At 66.0% G+C, this 19,023-nt stretch carries 18 protein-coding genes and 1 tRNA gene; 5 read left to right on the top strand and 14 right to left on the bottom strand.

Translation table 11 applies throughout. The features are described 5' to 3' along the window. Positions 1 to 51: 51 nt before the first annotated feature. The 13 genes from mobF to CHB74_RS20180 all read right to left on the bottom strand — a co-directional run bounded on the left by mobF (position 52) and on the right by CHB74_RS20180 (position 12,527). On the bottom strand, positions 52 to 2,703 hold the full coding sequence (mobF, locus tag CHB74_RS20240) for a MobF family relaxase (protein WP_089221300.1): 2,652 nt from the start codon (positions 2,701 to 2,703) through the stop codon (positions 52 to 54). Then, positions 2,703 to 4,571, bottom strand: coding sequence for a type IV secretion system DNA-binding domain-containing protein (locus tag CHB74_RS20235; RefSeq protein ID WP_089221299.1), 1,869 nt, complete (start codon positions 4,569 to 4,571; stop codon positions 2,703 to 2,705). The genes mobF and CHB74_RS20235 overlap by 1 nt, the downstream gene beginning before the upstream one ends. Further along, a complete protein-coding gene (locus tag CHB74_RS20230) occupies positions 4,568 to 4,939 on the bottom strand; it encodes a hypothetical protein (RefSeq protein WP_089221298.1) in 372 nt (123 codons plus the stop codon). The genes CHB74_RS20235 and CHB74_RS20230 overlap by 4 nt, the downstream gene beginning before the upstream one ends. Before the next feature lie 207 nt (positions 4,940 to 5,146). Further along, the gene (locus CHB74_RS20225) at positions 5,147 to 5,644 is read right to left on the bottom strand and encodes a hypothetical protein (protein WP_218821476.1); all 498 of its coding nucleotides are present in this window, start codon (positions 5,642 to 5,644) and stop codon (positions 5,147 to 5,149) included. 213 nt (positions 5,645 to 5,857) lie between these two features. Next, positions 5,858 to 6,031: a helix-turn-helix domain-containing protein gene (locus tag CHB74_RS20220; protein WP_089221296.1), complete on the bottom strand. Its 174-nt coding sequence runs from the start codon at positions 6,029 to 6,031 to the stop codon at positions 5,858 to 5,860. A 174-nt stretch (positions 6,032 to 6,205) separates the two neighbouring features. Further along, positions 6,206 to 6,886, bottom strand: coding sequence for a hypothetical protein (locus CHB74_RS20215; RefSeq protein WP_144033875.1), 681 nt, complete (start codon positions 6,884 to 6,886; stop codon positions 6,206 to 6,208). Positions 6,887 to 6,975: 89 nt separating this feature from the next. Then, positions 6,976 to 8,304, bottom strand: coding sequence for a tyrosine-type recombinase/integrase (locus CHB74_RS20210; RefSeq protein WP_089221294.1), 1,329 nt, complete (start codon positions 8,302 to 8,304; stop codon positions 6,976 to 6,978). A 167-nt stretch (positions 8,305 to 8,471) separates the two neighbouring features. Then, positions 8,472 to 8,545: transfer RNA gene (locus CHB74_RS20205), tRNA-Cys, on the bottom strand. A 48-nt stretch (positions 8,546 to 8,593) separates the two neighbouring features. Beyond that, positions 8,594 to 9,325, bottom strand: coding sequence for an adenosylcobinamide-GDP ribazoletransferase (cobS, locus tag CHB74_RS20200; RefSeq protein ID WP_089221293.1), 732 nt, complete (start codon positions 9,323 to 9,325; stop codon positions 8,594 to 8,596). Further along, positions 9,325 to 9,876 (bottom strand): histidine phosphatase family protein, encoded by a 552-nt coding sequence (locus CHB74_RS20195; protein WP_089221292.1) that lies wholly within the window; start codon positions 9,874 to 9,876, stop codon positions 9,325 to 9,327. Before CHB74_RS20195 ends, cobS begins: the two co-directional genes overlap by 1 nt. Beyond that, on the bottom strand, positions 9,873 to 10,880 hold the full coding sequence (gene cobT, locus CHB74_RS20190; protein WP_089221302.1) for a nicotinate-nucleotide--dimethylbenzimidazole phosphoribosyltransferase: 1,008 nt from the start codon (positions 10,878 to 10,880) through the stop codon (positions 9,873 to 9,875). The genes CHB74_RS20195 and cobT overlap by 4 nt, the downstream gene beginning before the upstream one ends. Before the next feature lie 37 nt (positions 10,881 to 10,917). Next, positions 10,918 to 12,156, bottom strand: a complete 1,239-nt coding sequence (locus tag CHB74_RS20185; protein ID WP_089221291.1) for an RNA polymerase sigma factor — start codon at positions 12,154 to 12,156, stop codon at positions 10,918 to 10,920. After that, on the bottom strand, positions 12,153 to 12,527 hold the full coding sequence (locus CHB74_RS20180; RefSeq protein WP_089221290.1) for a YciI family protein: 375 nt from the start codon (positions 12,525 to 12,527) through the stop codon (positions 12,153 to 12,155). The genes CHB74_RS20185 and CHB74_RS20180 overlap by 4 nt, the downstream gene beginning before the upstream one ends. A 198-nt stretch (positions 12,528 to 12,725) precedes the next feature. Here CHB74_RS20180 and CHB74_RS20175 point away from each other — a divergent pair, with 198 nt between their 5' ends. Genes CHB74_RS20175 through CHB74_RS20165 form a run of 3 tightly spaced genes read left to right on the top strand, consistent with a single transcriptional unit; the run spans position 12,726 to position 15,432 of the window. Next, complete coding sequence (locus tag CHB74_RS20175) at positions 12,726 to 13,394, top strand: protein-L-isoaspartate O-methyltransferase family protein (protein WP_425442324.1); 669 nt, start codon at positions 12,726 to 12,728, stop codon at positions 13,392 to 13,394. Between the two features lie 23 nt (positions 13,395 to 13,417). Further along, on the top strand, positions 13,418 to 14,881 hold the full coding sequence (locus CHB74_RS20170) for a TolC family outer membrane protein (protein ID WP_089221289.1): 1,464 nt from the start codon (positions 13,418 to 13,420) through the stop codon (positions 14,879 to 14,881). Between the two features lie 14 nt (positions 14,882 to 14,895). Beyond that, complete coding sequence (locus CHB74_RS20165; RefSeq protein WP_089221288.1) at positions 14,896 to 15,432, top strand: DUF2497 domain-containing protein; 537 nt, start codon at positions 14,896 to 14,898, stop codon at positions 15,430 to 15,432. A gap of 132 nt (positions 15,433 to 15,564) precedes the next feature. Here CHB74_RS20165 and ypfJ read toward each other — a convergent pair whose 3' ends face one another. Beyond that, the gene (gene ypfJ / locus CHB74_RS20160) at positions 15,565 to 16,455 is read right to left on the bottom strand and encodes a KPN_02809 family neutral zinc metallopeptidase (RefSeq protein WP_089221287.1); all 891 of its coding nucleotides are present in this window, start codon (positions 16,453 to 16,455) and stop codon (positions 15,565 to 15,567) included. A gap of 101 nt (positions 16,456 to 16,556) precedes the next feature. Here ypfJ and CHB74_RS20155 point away from each other — a divergent pair, with 101 nt between their 5' ends. Then, positions 16,557 to 17,705 carry a patatin-like phospholipase family protein gene (locus CHB74_RS20155; protein ID WP_089221286.1) on the top strand — a complete coding sequence of 383 codons (1,149 nt, stop codon included), beginning with the start codon at positions 16,557 to 16,559 and terminating at the stop codon, positions 17,703 to 17,705. A gap of 18 nt (positions 17,706 to 17,723) precedes the next feature. After that, positions 17,724 to 18,509: a 3-hydroxybutyrate dehydrogenase gene (locus CHB74_RS20150; protein WP_089221285.1), complete on the top strand. Its 786-nt coding sequence runs from the start codon at positions 17,724 to 17,726 to the stop codon at positions 18,507 to 18,509. The last annotated feature ends 514 nt before the right edge of the window (positions 18,510 to 19,023 follow it).

Genomic DNA, 19,023 nt, shown 5'->3' with positions numbered 1-19,023 from the left:
CTTGGCAGAAAGGCTTCAAGGTGGACGACTTTTACGCCGCCCGCAGCAGGGCTATCCCGCCGCTACCGTGGTCGAATATTGCTCCGCCGTTCTCAAAATACCGACATAGAAGCTCTTTTGATCGACAAGGTTGGTCGCGCCGCTGTCGGCATGGATGATGACATGATCGGCAGTCCGGCCTTGGGCGGCAAAGGCGGTTTCGACATAAGCATGGGCGATATGCCGGTCGCGCGCGGCATCGAGATTGAGCGTCTCGGTCCTGCCGTCCGGGGTCTGGATGGTAGCGGTGCGGGTCTGTTCGTCCACGGCGATCACCTCGCCACGCCCGCCGTTGATCCGGCCCGCCTCGCGGTCATTGCGGGTGAACCGGATGGCATCGCCGTTTTTCAGGTCCATCGGCTGCGGCGCGAACGCTTGGCTTTTGCCCGCACCCCATTGCCGCAAGCGCCAGTCCACCTCCCGGCCATCCTCTGATTTCAGGGCGATGGCGGCCTTGGCCGGGTCGATGGATTCGACGCGGTAGGCTTCGCCGCGCGTCACGCCTTTGTCGGCATAATCGCGGGTAAAGCGGACAACATCGCCCTTATCGTAACTCAAGGGGTCGCGCGCCTCGGCGCGGGTCAGCCCCTTGTTGGCAAGGCTCTCCACGGTGACGGCGGGGCCGGTGAGCGCGCCCGATTGGGTGAGCGCGTCCCGAATATCGGCAGTCAGGGCATCGCGCCCTTCGCGCGACGGCTCTATAATAAGAGTGCGGGCGCGGCTGGCCTTGTCGAGTCCAGAGTATCGCTCGGCGATGGCGGCGAACCGCTCGGCCCGGTCGGCGTTCTCGATGATCTGCCCGCCGCCCCGGTCCAGCGCGGCCAGCGCCTTCCGGGCGTTTCCTTCGATGGACGCCAGCACCGCGTCTTTCGTGGCCGCGTTTGCCTGCCGGACGATCTCGGCTAACTTGGCGGTTTCCATGCCCGCGCCCTGCAACTGCGCGAAGGCCGCACCGGCCTCGACCGAACCCAACTGCTTCACATCGCCGACAAGGATGATGCGGGCATCATGCTTGTGAGCCAGGTCGAACAGCCGCGCGGTATCGCGCGCCGACAAAAGCGATGCCTCGTCCACGATCCACGCGGCGGGGCGGGCGGGATCGGGCGGTTCTGGCGATAGCAGGTGACGGGCAACGGTATCGCTGCGCGTGTCCAGCGCCTCGCCCAGCACCATCGCCGCCGACGCGGTGGGCGCAAGCGTCACGATGGACATACCCCGCGCCTCTGCCTCGCGGGCGAAGGTCGCAAGAACGGTCGTGGTCTTGGCGGTGCCCGCATAGCCCTGAACGGCGGTGATCCGGTTGTGGCTGGTCAATAGCTGCTCCGTCGCACTGCGCTGATCGGCGTTCCAGCTATGGCCCGCGCGCTCCGATTGCGCGGCGGCGCTGGCGACGGCCTTGGCGGCGGCAAGGTCCGACGCGATGGGCGCAAGCGCGCCGCGCCCCTCTGCCTCGATCCGCAACAACTTGGCTTCGGTTTCGACATTCTGGCGGGCGGTGAAGCCTGCGAACTCCGCTTCGCGCCGGTCCTGAAAGGTCCGGTCGATCAAGTCGCCCTGTTTGGCTGCGGCGTCGATGGCCGCGCTGATCTGGGCATAACCGATCCTGCCCAGCCCGATCCGTCCCGCTTCCTCCTGCAAGGCGGCGGCGGAAAAGACCGATTGCCGCTCGCCCAGCTTGTCGGCGGCATGGGCGACGGCGCGGGCTGCGGCACGCTCGCCCTGCATGTCGATGGCGGCACGGTGGGCAGGGTCGGCGGCTTTGGCTTCCGCCTCCCTGACCATCGCCAGCCGCGCCTCCGGCCCGAACCCGGCTCCGCTGGCCGTCTCGCGCCAGTCCGCGCCAAGGAAAGCATGATCGGCGGCAACCTTGGCTTCGCGCGTGTCGAGCGCGGCAACCTGCTTTTCCAACGCGCTGGCTGCATCGCGTGATGTGCCGCGTGTCGCAAGCGCTGCCTCGATCTCGGCGCTACGGGTGCTGAACGCGGCCAGCACCTCGCCGGATACGCCCTTGATCTCGAACATGGACTCCTTGCCCGCCTCGATCTCATAGCCGAGTTCGCTGACCTTCACGGCCAGTTCCTGCCGGTAGATGGCTCCGATTTGCTTTTGAAGCTGGTATATGGCGCGCGGTTCAAGGCTGCGCCATGTTCCGTCCTCATCCCGCGTGGCGTTCATGATGACATTGTGCGTATGAAGCTGCGGGTCTTGCGCGCGGCTGGTGCCGTGCTGGAAGCTGGCGACGACAAGATTGCCGGTCGCCTCGCGTGTCACCGTGCCGCCGTCGCGAACGCGGGTGGCGGCCATGTGCTTCTCCACATGGGCCATTGCCGTTCTGACCGCCTCGCCATGCGCCGCGATCAAGCGCCTATCGCCCGCGACCTCGGCCATGATCGACACCGACTTGGGCGCGCTCAAGGTCACGTCCCAGCCGGGGCGATGCTCAAGCTGGCCGTCGCGATAAGTGCCAAGCTGCTGATCCCCGATCCTGCCATCCAGCAAGTCGCGGAACTGGTCGCGATCCACCTCGCCGGACAAGCCCAATGCCTCCGCGCCCGCGCCCTGCCATTCGGAGGGCGACAAGCCGCCTTCCGAATAATAATCGTCGGCCTCGTAATAGCTGGCGGCCTGCGCCGAACTGGTCAGCGCCGATACCGACGCGACCATTACACCGGCCCCTGACTGGTGGGCGATGGCGGCGGTGGGGATGGCGACGGTTCGGGCGGGGCCAAGCCCATTTGCTCCCAAAGCGTCATGCCCGGTTTGCCCGCGATGAATCCGGGCTGGCGGGCAGGTCCGCGCCGTTTGATATGATCGGCGGTCAAGCTGATCTTTGCTACGGGCAAACCATCGGGGAACAGCAAATATCCCTGATATGCGGGAAGCCGTAATTCGCTTTCCAGCACGGCGGGCCGTTCCCGGCGTATCCGGCCCAAGGTGGTGCGCGGGTCGTTGACCCCATCGGCCAGTGCGTCGGTCATGGTCTGGATCTCGACTTCCTGACTGCCGATGGCATCGCTCGCCCATTGCCGGGTTTCCGCGTCGATGGTTTGCAGGAACAGCTTGGTGTTGCAGCAGCCCAGTATCGACTCCGCGATCTGCGGCCCGTATCGGTTCTGCATCTGGCCCAGCGCCTGAAAGGTCAGCACGACCGCCGCGCCGAACTTGCGCCCCTCCGGCAACAGCCGCGCGAGGTTATCGACGCGGGGAAGATCGGCCAGCTCGTCCAGCACGAACCAGATGCGGCGGTCGGGCGACGGGGGCAGGCCCAGCACGGCGCTGGCCGCGCATTCCAGCCAGCAGGCGAGCAAGGGTTTCGACGCCTCGAAATAATCCTCCTTGCGGGGAACGAATATCCACGGGCGCGGGCCTTCGCGCTTGTCCAGCCCATGAATGAAGTCGCGGAAGGCGAAGGGCTTGCCGCCGCTGTCCTCGACACGCAGGAACTGGATCAGGTCGGCGGCCTTGGCGAGCATGAACAACACGCTGCCGGTCGCCCGGTCGGCGTCGTCGGCGAAGGTACGCGCCGATGACGTGTCTTTCAGCCGCTCTTTCAAGTCCTCCTTGGTCATGTTCTGCAACATGGTCAGCAGGTCGGCCAAGGTGGGCCTGTCCTGTGTGGGCTTGTCCTGCTTCCAGAGTTCGCGAAGGATATTGGCGACAAGGATGCGGCTGATCTCCATCCATACATCATTGCCGTGCTGGCCGTGCGCCTCGGTGATGAAGTGGTGCGCGATCCGGGCGGCGTCGGCGGGATGGGCGATCTCGGCAAAGGGGGTCCAGAAAGCGCACCGATCATCGAACGGGTTCAATATCACATCGCCGCGCGCCGGATCATAATAGTGCGCGATGAACTCGCCGCTGGTGTCATAGACCAGCGCCGCCTCGCCCCGCGCCTCGATCCCGTCGAGCATCTGGCGCAAGGCCGTGGTCTTGCCGCTGCCGGTCGTGCCGATCATCGCCATGTGGCGGGTTTCCAGCTTCGCGGGGATCGGCACCTTGCCGATGGCGAGTGCATGGGGACCGGCCTTTTCGGCGGTCAGCTTCGCCAGCTTCTTCTCCGGTATCACCCGTGTTCCGGTGATGACACGATCCTGCAATGCGCGCTCGCGCCGCCGCCGCATGGCTCCATGAAACAGGAACAGGCCGGATAGCCACGCGGCAAAACCGAACTGCGCGCCGCGTATAGCATAGGCAAAGGCGAGGTAGACCGACTGGCGATAATAGGGATGCGCTATGGTCGCGCTGGCGGACTTGCCCTCAAGGGTCTGCCCTTGGAAGCGAATGCTGATCGGAGCATCGGCGTTCCTGCCGAACGTAACGGCCAGCTTGGCCTTTGCCGTGGCATAGGCGGCTATGGCGTCCGTGCGGTCCTGATCCAGCATGATATAGGGCACGGCGACCGCGCCCAGGGCGATTGATGATGCCATGATACCGGCCTGCCGCTTGAAGCGGTCCCACTGGCTCTTGCGATGTTGCTTGCGCAAGGCATCGGCATGGATACGCCGGTCATGGGGCTGGGTGCGCGCGGTCATGGCCGCTTCTCCTGTGAAAGCCGCCGCTGGCGGGCATAGGCCGCATTGATCTCGGCGGTGATGGTTTCGTCATTCGTGCGCGCGCCCAGCGCCGCGCTGCGGGCGTAGCAATAGGCGGCGCAGGCGGTGAACAAGGCCCGGTCCAACGTCCGCTCCACGTCCACTATGCGGGTGCTGACGGACGCCAGTTCGGCAATGATCTCGCGGGCGTCGATCCCCTTGCCCGCGCCGTGAACGAGGGCGGCTAACCCTGTGTCCACGACACGGGCGAGCATCGCATATTCGCTCAATCCGTAGCTCTTGGCGAAGCTCGCAAGGGTGCGGTGCTGGGCCGGGGTGAGCCGCACCGTCTGGGCGCGGGCGCTCATCGTGCCGCCCCCGGCGAGATGCTATCCGCCATCGCGGGAAACGGCGGAATTATGCCGTTTCTCCGCTCCAGCGTTTGGCGCGATGCTATCAGCATCCCGTCAAACCCGCAGAAAAGCTGGATGCACCCGTGCGTGAGGTGTGTATCTGAATTGCTGGCTCGATGCGTAGCATCGCAGCCCCACAACATTGCCTTTCGGCGCTTCGGGTCAAGCATGTCCCAGTCCTTTCCGGCAAAGGGCGCACAAGCCGTCGCCGGGTTCGCCGGGACAGCAATCGCGGGTGGTGTCCGGGCGTGCATTCGGCACGGCGTCGGCTTCCCGCCGCCCGACAGCCCATGCCGCGATCATCGCCTTGGCGGCGGGGTCCGCCACCGTCCGGTCGATTTCTTCCGGGACATGGCGGAGGGCATAAAGATCATGTTCCCGGACCCATGCGAGGGTCACATCCTCAATCGCCTGCTGCATCCGCTTGTGCAGCGCCTGCGCCTCGAACGGATTGAGATGGGCGGTCACGCCGCTGGTGACGATCAGGCCGCCCAGCGGAAGCCACTGGTCGTCCGCTACCTGCCAAGGGCCGTCGATCCGGCATCGGGAAATATCACCGTGATAGATGGCGATGGGCGGGCGCTGTGCTCGTCGCCACGGGATCAGCGAATTGCGGAGCGTGTCACCGTCCGCGTCGTCGGCGACGATCTTGTCGAGCAACGGTGTCACATAGGGCGCGGTGCGGGCATCGAGGAACGCGCGATACGTAACCTTGCGATCACACCGCATGAGGTCGGCGAGCCGGTCAACGGCCTTGCAGAAAATAAGCATGGGGCATCCTTTCCGTGAAAACACGGGTTGCGAGAGTTTATGGGGTTTGGGGTGAGCCGCACCCGTCAACTCAAAAGGCTGGGGCCGTGGAGCGCCTGCGGGTCAGATGACGGTTCGGGCCTGCGCCAAGCGCCGGATGGACTCTGTTGTCAGCAGGGTTCGCCTGCCGATCTTGATAGCATCCAGTCCACCGGACTTTATCAGCGCGTAAACTGACGATCTTCCAACGCCCAGCGCCTTGGCGGTGTCATTGATGGATATGGCAACGGGTTCCATGTGCGTCTCCTTGCTTGCCGACTCGCGGCCAGAGACATTCCAAGTTGCACATGATTGCCTGTGGACCGTCCAGTAATGGAAAAGCCGCAGAAATCCGCCAATGACGCAGCAGACAGAAAACAAACGGCGCGCGGCAAAAATGCCCTGCCGATTCGCGAAAATGTAAAAAGACTGTCAGCGGCCTTCGGGTGAAGGGCGATTCTTCAAATGATTGAAGATTTTTCTAGCATAGGGGATCAATTGCTTACGGTCAGGCACGTCAGCGGACACATTGGCCGCGCTTTGGAACCATTCCAAAAGCCAATCGGTGATGGAACGTGTCGCAGCCGCTTCGTCGTTCAGGTCCAGCGTGTCGAGCCTCGGATCGCTGCGTAAATCGAAAGCCGCTTCAATATAGGCATATTTGATGTTCCGGCCCGATCCTCCCGCCCGCTTCGGCTTGATCTTGAGGGCAGCGATAATCTCGTCGGGGTCAGCCTCGATCTTGATCGCTTCCGAAATGCGCTTTCCACCCGGCAAGAGGCAAAGCGACCGGAAAGCCCCGAACTCCGAGAGCAACAGGACGCGCAATTTCCCGAAAAAGAAGTGGCGATCCAGCTTGTGCTTTTTGCCTTTGCGATCTCGGTAATATGCCTTCGGGCCGTCCTCGCGCCGGATATAGGCGAAGAATTTCTCAAGCGTCTCTTTCGTCTCGTCGCTGGCGTTCAAATAGATGGCTTCACGTGGCGTCCAAAGCCAGCCGCGTCCATATTGAAAGCGGCCCCATTTCCACAAAGCGCCTAGCGGGATAAGCAAGGATAGCACGGCCGCGCCATAAAGAAGATTGCCAGCCGTTTTCGAGAAAAGCGTAACCAAGAAGGACGCTGCCATAAGCAATGGCGGAATAGTTAGTATGACTGGGACGGCCCACGTATAAAGGGAAGATTCCCGTCCGATATATTCCGCTACCGCGCGGATAATGTCGTCCAGTTCCCTTCGTGCTTCATCTTCGTCCTCATGGAGAAGCCGTAAGACAATTCTCCGAAGGGAGCGGGCGTCGTCATCGTGCTCCATCCCTCAATCTTCTCCTGTTGGCGGGGGACATTGCCGCCATCCCGCAATTCGTCCAGATAGTCGCTCCACCATTGGGCCATTGCAACACGTTCGCGCCAGTAAGCCGACTGGTTGTAAATGCGCCGGACGCTTCCCGCGACCATATGCGCCAACGCCCGCTCGATGGCGTCCGGGTTCCATTTGCCGGATTCGTTCAACAGCGAAGATGCGGACGTGCGGAAGCCGTGGGCGGTCATCTGGTCCTTGGGAAAGCCCATCCGGCGCAAGGAGGCGTTGATCGTGTTCTCGCTGAGCGGCCTTTCGCGCGTCCTGATAGACGGGAACACATAACGCCCGGAACCGGACAGGGAGCGCATATCCGCAAGGATCGCCAGCGACTGCCGGGATAGCGGCACCGAATGGGGCTGGCGCATTTTCATCTTCCCTTCCGGGATGATCCAGACCGCCTTGTCAAAATCCACCTCCGTCCATTCCATATGCCGGATTTCGCCGGGACGCTGGAAAACGTGGGGCGTGAGTTTCAGGGCATAGATGACGGCGGGATCGCCCTGATAATCTTCGATCGCCCGGAGTAACGCGCCGAAAGCCGCCGGATCGGTGATCGCGGGGAAATGCTTGACCCTCGCTGTCGTCAGCGCGCCTATCAGCAGTTGGGCCGGGTCGCGGTCAGCCCGCGCCGTCGCCACCCCATAGCGAAACACGCGGCTGGCGAACGCCCGGAGAAGATTCGTCGTATCCAACCGGCCCCGCCGCTCATGCTTACGCAGTTCGTGCAACAGTTCCTGCGGTGTGATCTCCGCAATGGGGCGCTTGCCGAAATCCCGGCCCAGCAGCTTCACGAACCAGCGCATCTTTTTCAGTGTCGGCTCCGCTAGCCCCTCCCGCGTCTTCTTCTCGATCAATTCCTCGGCCACGCTGGCGAAACTGTGGCTGGCGCGGATGCTCGCCTCGATGCGGGCTTGACGCTTGGCGGCGTTGGGATCGACCGCATGGGCAACTTGCCTACGGGCCGCATCGCGCGCCGAACGCGCCTCGGCCAGCGTGATTTCAGGATACGACCCCAGCGCCAGCTTTCGCTCCACGCCGTTGAGCCGATATTTGACGCGCCAGAGTTTGCTGCCTCCCGGATTGACCAGCAGGTAAAGCCCTTGTCCGTCCGTGATCTTGTAGGGCTTGCTTTTGGGCTTCGCGTTGCGGACTGCGGTGTCTGTCAGCGCCATTTGGGGGCCTCGCTCTTGTGGGGGCCTTTGGCGAGGCCCCCAAAATTGCCCCGATCTGCCACATTTATAGGCAAACAGAGGCAGTCGCTGACGATCAGCGAATGCCCCTAAACTAGCGGAAATCTCAGGTTTTTTCAACCATCAGCACACGTTGGCTGACAGGGTAATGGAGGCCCGAGCCGGAATCGAACCGGCGTGCAAGGATTTGCAGTCCTCTGCGTAACCACTCCGCCATCGGGCCTCGGCGCGGTGAGCGGGCGGGATAGGGGGAGGGGAGCCGGCCGTCAAGTCACGTCGCGTGCGGGAGCGCGGTTGCGATCAGCAGGGCGATCAGCAGCCCGGTTTCGATCAGTTCGATGCCCGCGCCGTGGCAATCGCCGCTCACCCCGCCAAGCCGCGCCTTGAGCCACAGCGCCCACAGGATGACCAAAGGCGCGGCCACGGCGAGCGGCGGCCAGAACAGCCATGAAAGCACGGCCAATGTGGTCCAGAATGCGATGTCGGCGGGGCGCACCGCCCAGGCGAAGCGTTCGGCCATGCCGCTGCCCAGCGGCGGCAGCCATCGCGTCCAACCGAGCGGGCCGATGCGGGCGAGCGCGGGGACGAGGACGAGCGGGGCAGGGCCGATCCGGCTTGCCAGCAGCGCCAGCAGCACCAGCTTGGCGGCGCATTGCAGGATCAGCGCGAGCACGCCGAAGCTGCCGACATGCGGATCCTTCATCACCGCGAGCAGACGATCGGGATCGCGGTGGCTGGCGCCCAGCGCATCGGCCAGATCGGCCAGCCCGTCGAGGTGCAGCGCGCCCGTCACCATGATCCAGGCGGCGAGGCCGAACAGCCCGGCCGCCCATGGGTCGATCAACCCGCCGAGCCACCATGTCCCGGCGACGATGCCGCCGACGATCAGCCCCACGGCGGGAAACCAGCGGATCGCTGCGGGCATTTCGGTGGGGTCGAAATCGCTAAGCTGCGGCGTCGGCAGGCGGGTCAGGAACTGGACCGCGATGATCAGCCCGCGCATCAGCAAAGGCCGATGATCTGGGCGCTCGGCCGGTCGCCCGGCCAGATGCGCAGCGTCAACAGCGCGGCATAAGGCAGGTCGAACGCCCACAGGTCGCGCTGGCGGAACCCGCACAGCAGCGCCAGCGCCGCGCGGATCGCACCGCCATGGGTGACGACCAGCGTGTCGACGGGATCGAGCGCGCCGATCGCCGCGTCGATCCGTGCCACCAGCGCCGACCAGCGTTCGCCGTCCGGCGGTGGATTGGCGTCGGGATCGTCCCAGAAGGCGCCGATGGCGGCGGGGTCGATCTCGGCCGCCGCGCGCCCGTCCCATGCGCCGAAATCCAGCTCGCGCCAGCGCGGGTCGATGCGCGCCGCGCCGATCGCGGCGGCCGTGTCGCGGCAGCGGGCGAGGTCCGACGTGACGAGCCGTTCGAAGTGCAGCCCCTCTACTTGGGCCAGGCAATCGGCGATGCCCTGCGCGGTGGCGGCGCTATCGGTGCGGCCCAGCAACAGGCCGGGGCGTTCGGGCGCGCCGTGGCGCAGCAGATGGAGCAGGTAGCCGCTCATCCGCCCGAAACGCCGGCCTCGGCAAAGGTGGCCATGCCGTCATGCGCGGCGAGGGCGGATCGCAGGATGTTGATCGCCACCGCCGCGCCGCTGCCTTCGCCCAGCCGCATGTTGAGTGCCAGCAGCGGTTCGAGGCCCAGCCGGCCGAGCAGCCGGGCATGGCCCGGTTCCGCCGAGACATGGCCGGCGAACAGATGTTCGGTGATTTCGGGATGGGCGACGGCGATCGGCGCGATCGCGGCGCTGGCGATGAAGCCGTCGAGCACCACGGGCACCCGCGCCGCGCGCGCCGCCACCACGGCGCCGGCGATGGCCGCCAGTTCGCGCCCGCCCAGACGGCGCAGCGTTTCGAACGGGGTGGCGGGCGCCGTCGCGTGAAACGCCAGTGCGTCATCGACCACGGCGAGCTTGCGGGCGATGCCATGGGCGTCGACGCCGGTTCCCGGTCCCACCCAGTCCGCCGCGCTGCCGCCGAAGCTGCGCGCGCACAGGGCGGCGGCGGCGGTGGAATTGGCGATGCCCATTTCGCCCACGGCCAGCAGGTCGATATCGTCGGAAACCACAGCAGCGCCGGCGTTGAGTGCGGCAAGGCATTCAGCCTCGGTCATTGCCGGGGCGGCGGTGAAATCGGCGGTCGGCCGGTCAAGATCGAGCGGCACGACGGTGAGTTCGGCGCCCGCCGCGCCTGCCAGCGCGTTGATCGCCGCCCCGCCATTGGCGAAATTGCGCACCATCTCGACGGTCACTTCGGCGGGGAAGGCGCTTACCCCGCGCGCGGCGACGCCATGATTGCCGGCGAACACCGCGACCCGCGCCTTGCCGATCCGGGGGCGTTCGCTGCCCTGCCAGCCGGCGAACTGGATGGCGATCGCCTCCAGCCGGCCGAGCGATCCCGGCGGCTTGGTCAGCTGCGCCTGGCGCGCGGCGGCGGCGGCACGCGCGGCCGCATCGGCGGAGGACAGAGCAGCGAGCGTGGCGGCGAAATCGGCGGCGGTGGCGAACATGGCCCGGCCATAGCCCATGGCGTCGCGCTGTCCAGCCTCAGCGGGCCTGCATCAGGCGGTCGAGATGGGCGCGGATATGGGCGGCCTGCGCCGGCGTGCGGGCGAGCGAGACCGCGCGGTCGAATGCCCGGCGGGCGCCAACATGGTCGCCGGCCTGCAACAGGAAGCCGCCCCGCGCGCCATGATAATGGAAATAATTGTCGAGCCGATCGGCCAGCGGCGCGATCAGATCGAGCGCGGCTTCGGGCCCGGCCACCTTCGCCACCGCCACGGCGCGGTTCAGCGTCACCACCGGCGATGGCTCCATCCGTTCCAGCGCGGCGTAAAGCTGTGCGATCTGCGGCCAGTCGGTCGCGTCGGGCGTGGCCGCGCGGGCGTGGAGCGCGGCGATGGCGGATTGCACCTGATAGGGGCCGGGGCGGCGGTGGCGCATCGCCTTGTCGATCAGCGCCAGCGCTTCCGCGATCATCGCCGGATTCCATCGCGCCCGGTCCTGATCGTCGAGCAGGATCGCTTCGCCGGTCGCGTCGAAGCGCGCGGCCGAGCGGGCGTGCTGGAGGAGCATCAGCGCCAGCAGGCCCATCATTTCCGGTTCGGCCGGGAACAGGCGCAGCAGCAGGCGGGCAAGCCGGATCGCTTCGTCGCACAGCGCCGCCGCTGCCTGATCGCCCGCCACTGAATAGCCTTCGTTGAAGATGAGGTAGAGCATCGCCGCCACCCCGGCCAGCCGCTCGGCCCGCTCCACGGCGTTCGGTGTCTCGAACGGAATGCCCGCCGCGCCGATCCGGGCCTTGGCGCGGGTGATGCGCTGTTCCATCGCCGCATCGCCGACCAGAAAGGCGCGCGCGATCTGCGGCACGGTCAACCCCGCCACGATCCTGAGCGCGAGCGCGATCTGCTGGGTGGCCGGCAGATCGGGGTGGCAGCAGGTGAACATCAGGCGCAGCACGTCGTCGCGATAATCGCCGCTGTCGATCCGTTCGGCGGCGGCATGTTCGGCATCGTCGAGGTCGGACAGCCTGTCCTCGTCCGGCAGCGCATCGAACCGGCTGTCCTTGCGGACGCGATCGAGCGCGGCGTTGCGGCCGACGAAGATCAGCCAGGCGGCCGGATCGCGCGGCGGGCCGTTGCGCGGCCAGGTGTTCAGCGCGCGCAGGCAGGCTTCCTGATAGGCTTCCTCGGCGGTGTCGAGATCGCGGAAATAGCGGAGCAGGGCGCCCACCGCCTGCGGCCGCGCGGCGACCAGCGCGCCGTGGATCCAGCTCGGGTCGGTCATATATCGGTGGCGGCGTTGGGCGCGTAATAGCGGATCGGCCGGATTTCATAAGAGCCGGTGCCCGGATTGGCGATGGCGAGGTCGCGCGCGACATCCAGCGCGGCATCCAGCGACTCGCATTCGATCACGTAGAAGCCGAGCAACTGTTCCTTGGTTTCGGCGAAGGGGCCATCGAGGATGATCGGCTCGCGCCCCTTGCGCAGCGTCGTCGCCGCCGTCGTCGGTAGCAGGCGGGCGACGGGGCCGAGCCTTCCGGCAGCAGCAAGCGGCGCCTGCACGGCAGCGAGTCGCTCCATCACCGCCTCGTCCTCTTCCTGGCTCCAGGCGCCGACGGCGGCTTCGTCATTGTAGCAGAATATGGCGTAGAGCATTGTTCGGATTCCCTTGTTTTTCGCCGTTGGGGGCGTTCCTCAGGACGTTCCGGCCGGCCATGGCCCGACATCCATCTACAATTTTTTTGTCGAAGCTGGTTGCATGTCGGCAGAACATACGTCCTATGCCGCTTGGCGCGCGAAAAGGGGCAGGCTAGAAGCGCTTGTCGTCTTTGGTGTATTGCATCTGTAAGACAGTTGTGCGACGAGGCAAGAGTGACCGAACAGAATTTTGAATCAATGCGCGAAGCCATGGTTTCGAACCAGTTGCGCACCAACGCCGTCAATGACGTGCGGGTGGTGGATGCGATGCGCGCCGTTCCGCGCGAAACGTTCGTGCCGGCCAGCCGCGCGGAGGTCGCCTATGTCGACACGCTGGTGCCGCTGGGCGGCGGGCGTTCGCTGAACACGCCGATGGCCACCGGCCGTCTGTTGACCGAATCCGCGCCCCGCGCCGAAGATCGCGTGCTGCTTGTCGGCGCGGCCACCGGCTATACGGCGGCGCTCCTGTCCCGCCTCGTCGCGCATGTCGTTGCGCTGGACGACAATGCCGCGCTGCTGGCGACGGCGCGTGGCGGCAAGGTGCCCGCCAATGTCGAGTTCGTCGAAGGCCCGCTGGCTGCCGGCTGGGCGCAGGGCGCGCCTTATGACCTGATCCTCGTCGACGGTGCGATCGAATCGCTGCCGCAGGCGCTGGTCGATCAGCTGGCCGATGGCGGCCGAATCGCCGTGGCGATCATCGAAGGCGGCATCAGCCGGCTGTCGATCGGCCGCAAGGTTGGTGATGCGTTCGGTGTGGTCGCCTTTGCCGACGCCGAATCCACGCCGCTCCCGGGCTTCGCGAAGCCGGAAGCCTTCACGTTCTGAATTCCTGGGGGGAGCAAGCATCCATGCGGATCTGGTTGATGTGCGGCGCTGCGCTCGCCGGGGCGACGGTGGCCAGCGCAGGTTCGGCTGAAACGCTGCGCGACGCGCTGATCCAGACCTATCGGGCGAACCCGACGCTGACGGGCGCGCGCGCCCAGCAGCGCGCCGTGGATGAAGGCGTGCCGATCGCCAAGGCCGATGCGCGGCCGCTGGTCGACAGCGAAGCCGGCTTCTCGCAGAACTGGCGCGGCATCACGCCGTTCAACGATAATGGCCGGTCGGTTTCGGGCAGCGCGACGGCGAGCTACCAGATCTATTCCGGTGGCCGGGTGAAGAACTCGATCCGCGCGGCGGATACGCGGGTGCTTGCCGGCCGGGCGGATCTGCTCGCCACCGAAGGCGCGATCTTCACCGAAACGGTGGCCGCCTATATGGACGTGATCCGCGACACGTCGATCGTCGAGCTCAACCAGAATCAGGTGAAGGTGCTGGAGACCAATCTTCAGGCCAGCCGCGATCGTTTCGAGGTGGGCGATCTCACCCGCACCGATGTCGCCCAGTCCGAGGCGCGCCTGTCCGATGCGCGCAGCCGGTTGACGGTGGCGGAAGGGCGGCTGACCTCCAGCCGCGAAAATTATCGGCGTCTGGTCGGCGCGCTGCCCGGCACGTTGGAGCCGCCGCCGCCGCTTCCCGATCTGCCCAAGACGCCGGACGATGCCGTGCGCGTCGCTCTGGCGAACAACGCCAATCTTGAGGCGAGCGAGGAGAGCGCGAAGGCCGCCGGCTATGACGTGCGCACCGCCCGCGCCGCCCGCCTGCCGACTTTGACGGCGAGCAGCGGCATCAGCCACACCGATTATCTCGGCACGCTGGACAATGTCACCGGCTCGGCCGCCGGGCTGAACCCCAAGGATGCCTTCACCGACACGTTCGTCGGCGTCCGCGCACGCTTGCCGCTCTATCAGGGCGGTGGCCCCGCCGCGCGCATCCGTCAGGCGCAGGCGGTGGAAGGGCAGGCGCTGGAACGCGTTGTCGAGGTCGAACGCCTCGTCATCGCCGACGCCCGTTCGGCCTTCGCCAGCTATCTGGCGGCGCTGGAAACCATCGGCTCGGCGGACGAAGCGGTTTCCGCCAACCGCCTCGCGTTGGAAGGCACGCGCGCCGAAAACACCGTCGGCACGCGCAACGTGCTCGACGTGCTGAACGCCGAACAGGAACTGCTCAACAGCCAGGTGCTGCTCGTCACCGCCCGGCGCGACGCTTACGTCGCGGGCTTTGCGCTGCTCAACGCGATGGGCCAGGCCGAGATGCGCGATCTCAACCTCGATGGCGGCGCGCTCTACGATCCGGTGACCAACTATAAGCGCGTCCGCAACAAGGCGTGGGATTGGGCCGGCGATCCGGCGCCCACCACGCAAGCGACACGGACTGTCGACGCGGCGATGGAACCGGCCCCCCAAGCCCCCGTGACTCCGCCGACGAACTGAGCGATAGTCCGGTGATGGCAGATACCCGCAACGATCCGTCGATGGAGGAGATATTGGCCTCCATCAAGCGCATCATCGCCGATGACAGCGCCACGGTGCTCAACGCGCCGCGTCCGCGCTCGATGCGGACACAGGCCACGCAGGCGGATGCCGAAGTGCCAATCCCCGCGTCGATGATCACGCCCTTGCGCGGTGAGCATGGCGAGGAAGCGGTCGAGGAAGTGCTGGAACTGACGGAGGAGGTGGCGGCCGCGCCGGTGCCGCCCGCCGCCATCGATGTCGCGCCCGCAACGCCGGGGCTCGCCGCCGATGGCACGCCGACGAAGCCGGAACTGATCTCCAGCGCCACCGCCGAAGCCAGCCGGCACGCGTTCGAGGCCCTGTCCTCCCGCGTGATCAAGCCGGTGCCGGGCGAGGATCAGACGCTGGAAGGGCTGGTGCGCGAAATGCTGCGCCCGATGCTCAAGGAATGGCTCGACGCGCGGCTGCCCGAACTGGTCGAAGGCGTCGTCCAGCGCGAAATCGCCCGCATCGCGGGGCGCACGCTTTAAAGCTACCCGCTGGCTGAACGTCCGTTTCTGCCGATAGCTACCGGCCGGGGCACGCCGGCAACATGTCCATCGTCATGCCAGCGAAGGCTGGCATCGCCGACGATCGTTGACCTTTCCCGCCCCCGCGAATTCCTACCCCGCGAAGGTGTCGCACTGGGCGGGGTCGCCGGTCTGGAGGCCGCGCCGCAGCCATTCCATGCGCTGCGCCGACGTGCCGTGGGTGAAGCTTTCGGGCACGGGGCGCTGGCCGGCGGCCTTTTGCAGCGTGTCGTCGCCGATCGCCTCGGCGGCGCGCATGCCTTCCTCCACATCGCCGGGTTCGAGCAGATTCTTGTCGTTCGCGGCCCAGACGCCGGCATAGCAATCGGCCTGCAATTCCATCTTCACCTGCAGCGCGTTGGCGCCGGCGCGATTGGTCCGCTGCTGCGCGGCGCGCACCTTGTCCGAAATGCCGGTGATCGTCTGGATATGGTGGCCCACTTCATGCGCGATCACATAGGCCATGCCGAAATCGCCGGGCGCGCCGAAGCGGCTGGCAAGTTCGTCGAAAAAGGCGGTGTCGAGATAGATCTTCTGGTCGGCGGGGCAGTAGAACGGCCCCATCGCCGATTGCGCGGCGCCGCAGCCCGACATGCCGTTGCGATCGTAGAAGACCAGCGTCGGCGCCGGATATTGCTGGCCGCTCTGCGCGAAGATTTCGGCCCAGCGACGCTCGGTGGAACCCAGTACCTTTGCGACCACGCGATCGGTTTCGTCGCGAATCGCACCCTGTCCGCGTGCGGCGGGGTCCACCGCCTGCGGCGATCCGCCACCGCTGAGCATCGAGGTAGGATTGCCGCCGATCAGCATCATCACCACCGCGATGCCGATCAGGCCCAATATGCCGAAGCGGCTGGCAACCAGTCCGAAGATCAGGCCCAGCGGCCCGCCGCCACCCAGGCCGCCCATCTGGAAACCGCCGCCACCGCCCATGCCGCGCTGGCTTTCGATGTTGCTGCTTTCCTGCTCGTCGTCCAGGCGCATTCGATTTTTCCCCGCAATGGCATGGCAACAATGCGCGTCGCGCCGCCGGGTTGCAATCTTGTCGCTTGCCGCAGTGCAGCATGAGGTGCAGACTGGCGGGCATGGCCGATGCCAATCCCGCCCGCCTGGCTTGCGGCAAGACGCTGCCGCTGCCGGACGAAGTCGCCCTCGTCCTGCAGGGCGGCGGCGCGCTCGGTTCCTATCAGGCGGGGGTGTATCAGGCGCTTGCCGATGCCGAGATCGAGGTGGATCGCGTGGCCGGCATCTCGATCGGCGCGGTCAATGCGGCGCTGATCGCCGGCAATCCGCCGGGCGCGCGATGCGACCGGCTTCGCCAGTTCTGGAACGGCGTTTCGGCCTGGCTGCCCAGCTTTCCGATCTGGCCGGACGACATGATCCGCGAATTTCTCCACGAATGGTCGGCCGGGCATGTCGCGACCTTCGGCGTGCCGGGTTTCTTCAGCCCGCGCCTCCTGCCGCCGATGCTCGCCACGCCGGGCAGTGTTGCGGCGCTCAGCTTCTACGACAGCAGCCCGCTGCGGCAGACGCTGGATGCGCTGGTCGACTGGGATCTGCTGAACGACGGCCCGGTGCGGCTTTCGGTGGGGGCGGTCGACGTCGAGAGCGGCAATTTCGAATATTTCGACACGCGCGGCCCCCATGCCCGGCGGATCGACGCGCGGCACATCATGGCATCGGGCGCGCTGCCGCCCGGCCTGCCGCCGGTGGAGATTGACGGGCGTTGGTATTGGGACGGCGGCCTCGTGTCGAACACGCCTCTAAGCTATGTGCTCGATACGCAGCATGCCGACATGCTGGTGTTCCAGGTCGATCTGTTTCCCGCGGCGTCGGCCTTTCCCCACACGATCATGGACGTCGTGGCGCGGGAGAAGGAAATCCGCTTTTCCAGCCGCACGCGCCAGACATCCGACCAGTTGATGAAGCTCCGGCGCGAGCGTGAGGCGATCCGCAAGGTGCTGGCCAAGCTGCCGGCGGAGCTGGCGGACGACGCCGATGTTCTCCAGCTGGCCGAAATGGCGCGGGAATCCTCGGTCAACGTCGTCCAGCTCATCTACCGCGCCAATGCCTGGGAAGGCGGCGCGCGCGACTATGAATTTTCGGCGCGGACGATGGCCGAGCATTGGGCGGCGGGCCAGGCCGCCGTGGCTGAAACCATGACGCGGTCCGAACTGATCGCCCGCAATATCGTCGACGGCAGGACCGCCGCCTTCGACCTCCTAAACCGCTAAGCAACCGGAGTTTTTCGCATGTTCCTCAAGGGTAAGACCGCGCTCGTCACCGGATCGACCTCGGGCATCGGCCTCGCTTATGCGAAGGCGCTGGCGGCCGAAGGCGCGAATGTGATGATCAACGGTTTCGGCGACGCGGACGAGATCGAGCGGGAACGGCAGGCGCTGGAGGCGGCGAGTGGTGGCAAGGCGGCCTATTCGGCGGCGGACATGACCAAGCCCGACGACATCGCCGCGATGGTGGCGGGATGCGCGGAGACGCTGGGCGGCGTCGATATCCTGATCAACAATGCCGGCATCCAGCATGTCGCGCCGGTCGAGGAATTTCCGATCGAGAAATGGGATGCGATCATCGCCATCAATCTCAGTTCGGCCTTCCACACGATCCGCGCCGCGCTGCCGGGGATGAAGGCGCGCAAATGGGGGCGGATCATCAACACCGCATCGGCCCATTCGTTGACGGCATCACCCTTCAAATCGGCCTATGTGACCGCGAAGCACGGCCTTGCCGGGCTGACCAAGACGGTGGCGCTGGAAGCGGCGACCTTCGGCGTGACGGCCAATTGCATCAGCCCCGGCTATGTGTGGACCCCGCTGGTCGAAAAGCAGATCCCCGACACGATGAAGGCGCGCGGCCTGACGCGCGAGCAGGTGATGAACGATGTGCTGCTGGCGGGCCAGCCGACCAAGCAGTTCGTGACGGTGGAACAGGTGGCGAGCCTGGCGCTCTATCTCTGCACCGATGGCGCCGCCTCGATTACCGGCGCCAATCTGTCGGTCGACGGTGGCTGGACGGCGGCCTGATCCCCCCGAGAAGTTGAGGAAGTTGAGGCGTGCGAGGGCGTTCTTCCACGCCCTTGCGATGCCCGGTGCGACGATAAGAAAGAGCCGAAAGCGACAGAAGTCCGCGTTTTCCTGGCGGATCACAATATCGTGGTGCTCTGTAGGACAGGATGAGGCAAAGGCGACGACGGCGCGCCCGCCACGCGACGGCAAGGCCGCGCCGACGCGACGACCGGGCGACGCGTCGGGCTGCCGCATGGTTTGCGGATCAAGTCGGCAGCGACTTGGGGCGGGGCGTTCACGCCAATTCTTTGTCGGAGAACTGAAATGGCATCACCGACGCGCGGAGCGGCTGCTTGAGAGGTGTTCCGCCTGAATACTGTCTGTCAGGACACGCCGACTTTGCGGTCGCTGGGGACCGACCACATGCTTCCTGATTCTAGCACTACTTTGGCAGAAGTTTGGCAGGGTATCTGATGAGGCTGCATCCGCAGTGAGGGCAATTCTGCGGCGGTGAGCGAGACAAGCGGTCAAG

The sequence above is a fragment of the Edaphosphingomonas laterariae genome (assembly GCF_900188165.1).
Lineage (GTDB): Bacteria > Pseudomonadota > Alphaproteobacteria > Sphingomonadales > Sphingomonadaceae > Sphingomonas_E > Sphingomonas_E laterariae.
This window is presented reverse-complemented; position numbering and strand designations above follow the sequence as displayed.